Here is a 5,138-nt window from a genome sequence, read left to right as displayed (position 1 = left end):
ACAAAAAGCCCTGGTCGCTTGCTAAGATTGAGGGCACTGAGCAAGAAGTACAAGACGTCTGCTCGGTGGCGATTAATATTTTCCGTCAATTGATGGTTTATCTTGCGCCTGTACTACCTGAGCTTACGGGCAATGCCAAAGCGTTCTTAAATATTGATGATTTAAGCTTCGCCAGTCGTAACCAGTGGCTGCTAGGCCACAAGATCAATAAGTTTAAACCGCTTATGCAGCGTATCGAAGAAAAAGACGTGGCGGCGATGGTTGAAGACTCAAAAGCGTCACTTACACAAACAGACGCGCCAGCAGTTAGTAATGACACTAAAGCAGTAGCCGATAAGAAAAATACTGAGCAAACTAACGATAGTGCTGATGACTACATCGGTATTGAAGACTTTGCTAAGGTTGAGATGAGGGTCGCGCATGTGGTTGAGTGTAATCATGTCGAGGGCGCGGACAAGTTATTGCAATTTACCTTAGACGTTGGCGAAGACCAGCCGCGTAATGTGTTTAGTGGTATCCGTAAGTTTTATGAGCCTGAGCAATTACTAGGCAAAAAGGTGATTTGCGTGACCAATCTTGCCCCGCGTAAGATGAAATTTGGTGTATCAGAGGGCATGGTGCTATCAACAGGTGATCCAAAAACGGGACTGACCGTTGTGACTTTACCTGATGAGTGCGTTGTTGGTGACACCCTTGCTTAAGTAAGCTGCGGCTCCTGGAGCGTCTTATGATATTGCTTAGGCTGCTAGCTGATATTCTTATCTATACGGCATTTGGACTTATCATTTATTGGTACGTAACTAGTGATATAACCGCATTATGGATAGCTATTGGCTGCGCGCTCATTAGTATACTGCTTTTTTGGTTTACAGCAGACATCAAACCCACATCGCGTCGACAGCGTCATGTTGACTGGGATGCATGGGATTGGTTTTTCTTTATAGATATAGTAGAGATACCTTTTTATGTCATTGCTTGGCTATTTCGTAGCCTTTGGCGTGTTTTTGATTGAGCCTTTTGGCTTAAATAGTATAGTTTTTATTGCGCTTCTTATTGCACAAGGTAACCTTGCTGTCATAATATAGCAAAGGTTACAATACCATCAGCACTGATATGCCCCTCACTTAATAAAAGAGTTCTTCTATTATGACTTTTGCCACGACTCTACGTCTCAATCTATATGCCGCTGCTATTGGCGCGCTGGGCTTGATCGGTTGCTCAAATACGGCAGACACCAATGCAACTGAAGATAGTATAGAGACCAAAAGCCTAGCTATAACCCAAATCGTTGAGCATCCTTCACTTGATGAGATCCGGCGCGGTATATTAGATGAGCTGGCAGAGCAAGGTTATACCGAAGGTGACAATCTAAACGTCAACTTTCAAAGTGCGCAGGGCAATCTTGCTACCGCTGGACAAATTGCTAAGCAGTTTGCAGGCGATCTGCCAGATGCCATTGTAGCTATTTCTACCCCATCAGCACAGTCTGTGGTTGCATCGACGACCAGCATTCCTATCATTTATACGGCAATATCTGATCCCCTAGGCGCTAAGCTCATTGATGCTAACAATGTACCTATGCAAGACAATGTTACAGGGTTATCAAGCCAGTTGCCTATCGAGCCGCAGCTTGATCTCATTCAGCAGATTGCCCCTGATGCCAAGACCATAGGTTATGTTTATAGTCCAGGTGAGGCCAACTCAGTTGGCGTCCTAAAGCAGCTCAAAGAAGCAGCACCTGCACGCGGGCTTGATATATTAGAAGTCACTGCTAACCGTCCTACTGATGTCGCTATGGCGACGCGCAGCTTGGGCGGCCGTGTTGATATTATTTATACCTCGCTCGATAATAATGTCGTCTCGGCATTTGAAGCGATGGCAAACGCTGCCAATGAGCTCAAAATACCTGTGATCGCCTCTGATGAATTCAGTGTTGGACGCGGCGCTACAGCAGCGCTGGGCGTTAACGATTACGACTTTGGCCGTACTACAGGCAAGATGGTATATCGCGTGTTAAATGGTGAAGCCACTAGCAGTATCACACCTGAGGTCATGAACGAGCTAACCTTGTATGTCAGTCCCAAACATGCCAAGGCGCAAGGCGTGAGTATACCAGCTGCGCTACTCAAAGAGGCTATCAACGTCGATACTCAAACACCAAACACTAACGAGTGATCGCATCGCTTTCATGTTTAAAACCGTTAAAACTCAACACCTTGTATGGATACCCTTTTATTTTTAGGAGTAAGACTTATGTTTAACCCCAATCGTTTTCGTAAAGCTTTTATGCTAGGCGGTCTATGTACTGCTATTTTGACCGGCTGTAATCAAGCACCAACCGATGATCCTGACACTATCGACGGCGCAGCGGGCGGCGATACGACGCTACCGACCAAGACGGTCTCTATCACCGCTATCGTAGAGCATCCTGCCCTTGATGATGTCCGCAAAGGGGTGATCGATGAGTTGGCTGAACAAGGCTTTACCGAAGGCGAGAACTTAAACGTCAACTTCCAAAGTGCGCAGGGCAATACGGCAACTGCAGGTCAGATTGCCAAACAGTTCGTCGCTGATGAGTCAGACGTCATCGTCGCTATTGGTACGCCATCAGCGCAGTCAGTGGCAGCCGCGACCAGCAGTATTCCGCTAGTGTTCTCAGCAGTAACCGACCCTGTTGAAGCCAAACTTGTTACTAGTCTTGACGGTTCAGGCACTAACGTTACAGGTGGCTCAGATGCGCTTCCTTATGAGCCGCAAATTGACTTGATGCGTCAGATCATCCCAGGTCTTAAAAACGTCGGTTATGTGTATAGCCCAGGTGAGGTCAATTCAACGATCATCTTAAAGAATCTAAAAGAGAAGCTTGCGCCTATGGGCATCTCGGTACAAGAAGCGCCTGCTGCGCGTAGCAACGATATTGCCATGGCAGCTCGTAGCTTAGAAGGCCGCGTTGATATGATCTATACGTCAACGGACAACAATGTCGTCTCCGCCTATGAGTCGCTGTATCAAGTTGCAAGAGAGAGCAAAATCCCACTTATTGCCTCTGATACTAGCTCTGTTGAGCGCGGCGCAATTGCAGCTCTTGGCGTTGATTACTATAGCTTGGGTCGTGAGACGGGCAAAATCGTTAGCCGTATCTTAAATGGCGAGAGCGCAGGTGATATCCCTGTTTACACTCCGCAAAAGCTTGATTTGTACGTCAGTCCAAAAAATGCTGAGGAACAAGGCGTAACTTTGCCACAAGCGGTTATTGATAATGCTAAAGAAGTGGTAGAATAGTATTTTTAGATAATAAGAGTGCAAACAACCCAGCTAAGCCAGTCAAGATTGGAACTCGCTGGGTTGTTTTTTAAGCGCTCAATGCGCTTTTTTAAGGTTTGAGATACTGACGTTTAAATGATACTTATCTTAAAATGCTACCTGTTTTATAATACCAAGTCCTTTCTTGCAGGTTATTAAATCTGTTTCATTCACCGCCTAGTCGTTGTGACTTGCAGCGCTTTTGACTTATTGATTTCTTATGTCCTTAATTGCCTTTTTCGGTGCGCTTGAGAGTGGTCTTATCTACGGCTTAGTCGCCCTAGGTGTACTCATCTCGTTTCGTACGCTTGATTTTCCTGATTTGACCGCTGATGGTAGCTTTCCGCTTGGTGGCGCTGTCGCCGGTATCTCCATCGTCGCCGGTATCAATCCTTGGATTGCCTGCGCTTTTGGTATGCTTGCAGGATCGGTTGCTGGTATCGTCACCGCCTGGCTACACGTCAAGCTTGGTATCTTGCAATTGCTCGCCAGTATCTTGGTTATGGTTGCACTATACTCAGTCAACTTGCGTATTATGGGCGCGCCGAACCTACCGCTCTTAGGCGAGACGACGGTATTTAGCTCACTTGTGACTAATGACAATGGCTTTTGGATGCGCTGTTTGATCATTGGCGCAGTGGTTTTGGTCGCCAAATTGTTTTTGGACTGGTTCTATAGTACGGAGTCTGGTCTATCGATGCGCGCAACAGGCTCAAACCTGCGTATGGCGCAAGCGCAAGGCATCAATACCTCATGGATGACCATCATCGGTATGGCAATCTCTAATGGCTTAATTGCCCTAGCAGGTGCGCTATTTGTGCAGACGCAAGGCGGCGCTGATATCTCTATCGGTATCGGTACTATCGTTATCGGCCTAGCTGCGGTCATCATTGGTGAGACAATAATCCCTGCTAAGCGTATTTGGCTCATTACCTTTGCCGTTATCGTCGGTGCAGTACTTTATAAGCTATTTATTCAAGTCGCTTTATCAAGCGATACGCTACGGAGTATCGGCTTTGGTCCGCAGGATCTCAACCTGATTACTGCTCTTCTTGTCGTATTGGCGCTGGTACTACCTAAGGCCAAAACTCAGCTTTTGTCGCGTAAGCTAAAAGTTTAACGCTCGCTTATATTATTAGGCATGTTTGATTATCCAATACGCCCTACAAGATGCGTGATCAGCAAACATAAGGAATCACGATTATGATGCAAGCAAATGATTTACGCTTGACCTTTAATCCAGGCACCCCTATCGAAAATCCAGCACTACGCGGTATTGATCTAAATATTGCAGATGGCGAGTTTGTCACTGTTATCGGTACGAATGGCGCGGGTAAATCGACGTTTTTGAACGCCGTTAGCGGTACCACTCGCGTCGATAGCGGCTCTATCTTGTTAAATGGTATCGATGTTACCAAAAAAAGTGCACATGAGCGCGCGCATTGGGTCGCTCGCGTCTTTCAAGATCCGATGGCAGGCACGTGTGAGGCATTGACGATTGAAGAAAATATGGCGCTCGCTTATAAGCGCGGCGGCAAACGTGGTTTGAGTTTTGCTCTTAACCCAAATAATCGCGATCTATTTCGTGAAAAGTTATCGGTGCTAAAGCTTGGCTTAGAGAATCGTTTGACCGATCGTATGGGTCTGCTCTCAGGAGGTCAGCGTCAGGCAGTCAGCTTGCTTATGGCATCCTTGCAACCCTCCAAAATCCTTTTGCTTGATGAGCACACCGCAGCCCTTGATCCTAAGACTGCCGCCTTTGTTTTAGAGCTCACAGACAAGATCGTCACTGACAATAATCTGACGACAATGATGGTCACCCACTCTATGCAGCA

5 protein-coding genes are annotated in these 5,138 nt (G+C 46.6%); all 5 read left to right on the top strand.

The window, feature by feature from the left end; genetic code table 11:
* Positions 1 to 701, top strand: a 701-nt coding sequence (metG, locus tag ACTXGO_RS09380; RefSeq protein ID WP_443574197.1) for a methionine--tRNA ligase subunit beta, incomplete at its 5' end; no start/stop codon positions are given.
* A 445-nt stretch (positions 702 to 1,146) separates the two neighbouring features.
* Positions 1,147 to 2,175 (top strand): ABC transporter substrate-binding protein, encoded by a 1,029-nt coding sequence (locus ACTXGO_RS09375; protein WP_443574195.1) that lies wholly within the window; start codon positions 1,147 to 1,149, stop codon positions 2,173 to 2,175.
* A 78-nt stretch (positions 2,176 to 2,253) separates the two neighbouring features.
* Positions 2,254 to 3,282 carry an ABC transporter substrate-binding protein gene (locus ACTXGO_RS09370; RefSeq protein ID WP_443574193.1) on the top strand — a complete coding sequence of 343 codons (1,029 nt, stop codon included), beginning with the start codon at positions 2,254 to 2,256 and terminating at the stop codon, positions 3,280 to 3,282.
* A 241-nt stretch (positions 3,283 to 3,523) separates the two neighbouring features.
* On the top strand, positions 3,524 to 4,423 hold the full coding sequence (locus tag ACTXGO_RS09365; protein ID WP_443541871.1) for an ABC transporter permease: 900 nt from the start codon (positions 3,524 to 3,526) through the stop codon (positions 4,421 to 4,423).
* Between the two features lie 83 nt (positions 4,424 to 4,506).
* On the top strand, positions 4,507 to 5,138 hold a 632-nt coding region (locus tag ACTXGO_RS09360; RefSeq protein ID WP_443574191.1), incomplete at its 3' end, for an ABC transporter ATP-binding protein.

This window comes from Psychrobacter sp. T6-1, from assembly GCF_052258445.1.
Note: the sequence above shows the minus strand (reverse complement) of the source record. Positions and strands in the feature narration are given on the sequence as shown.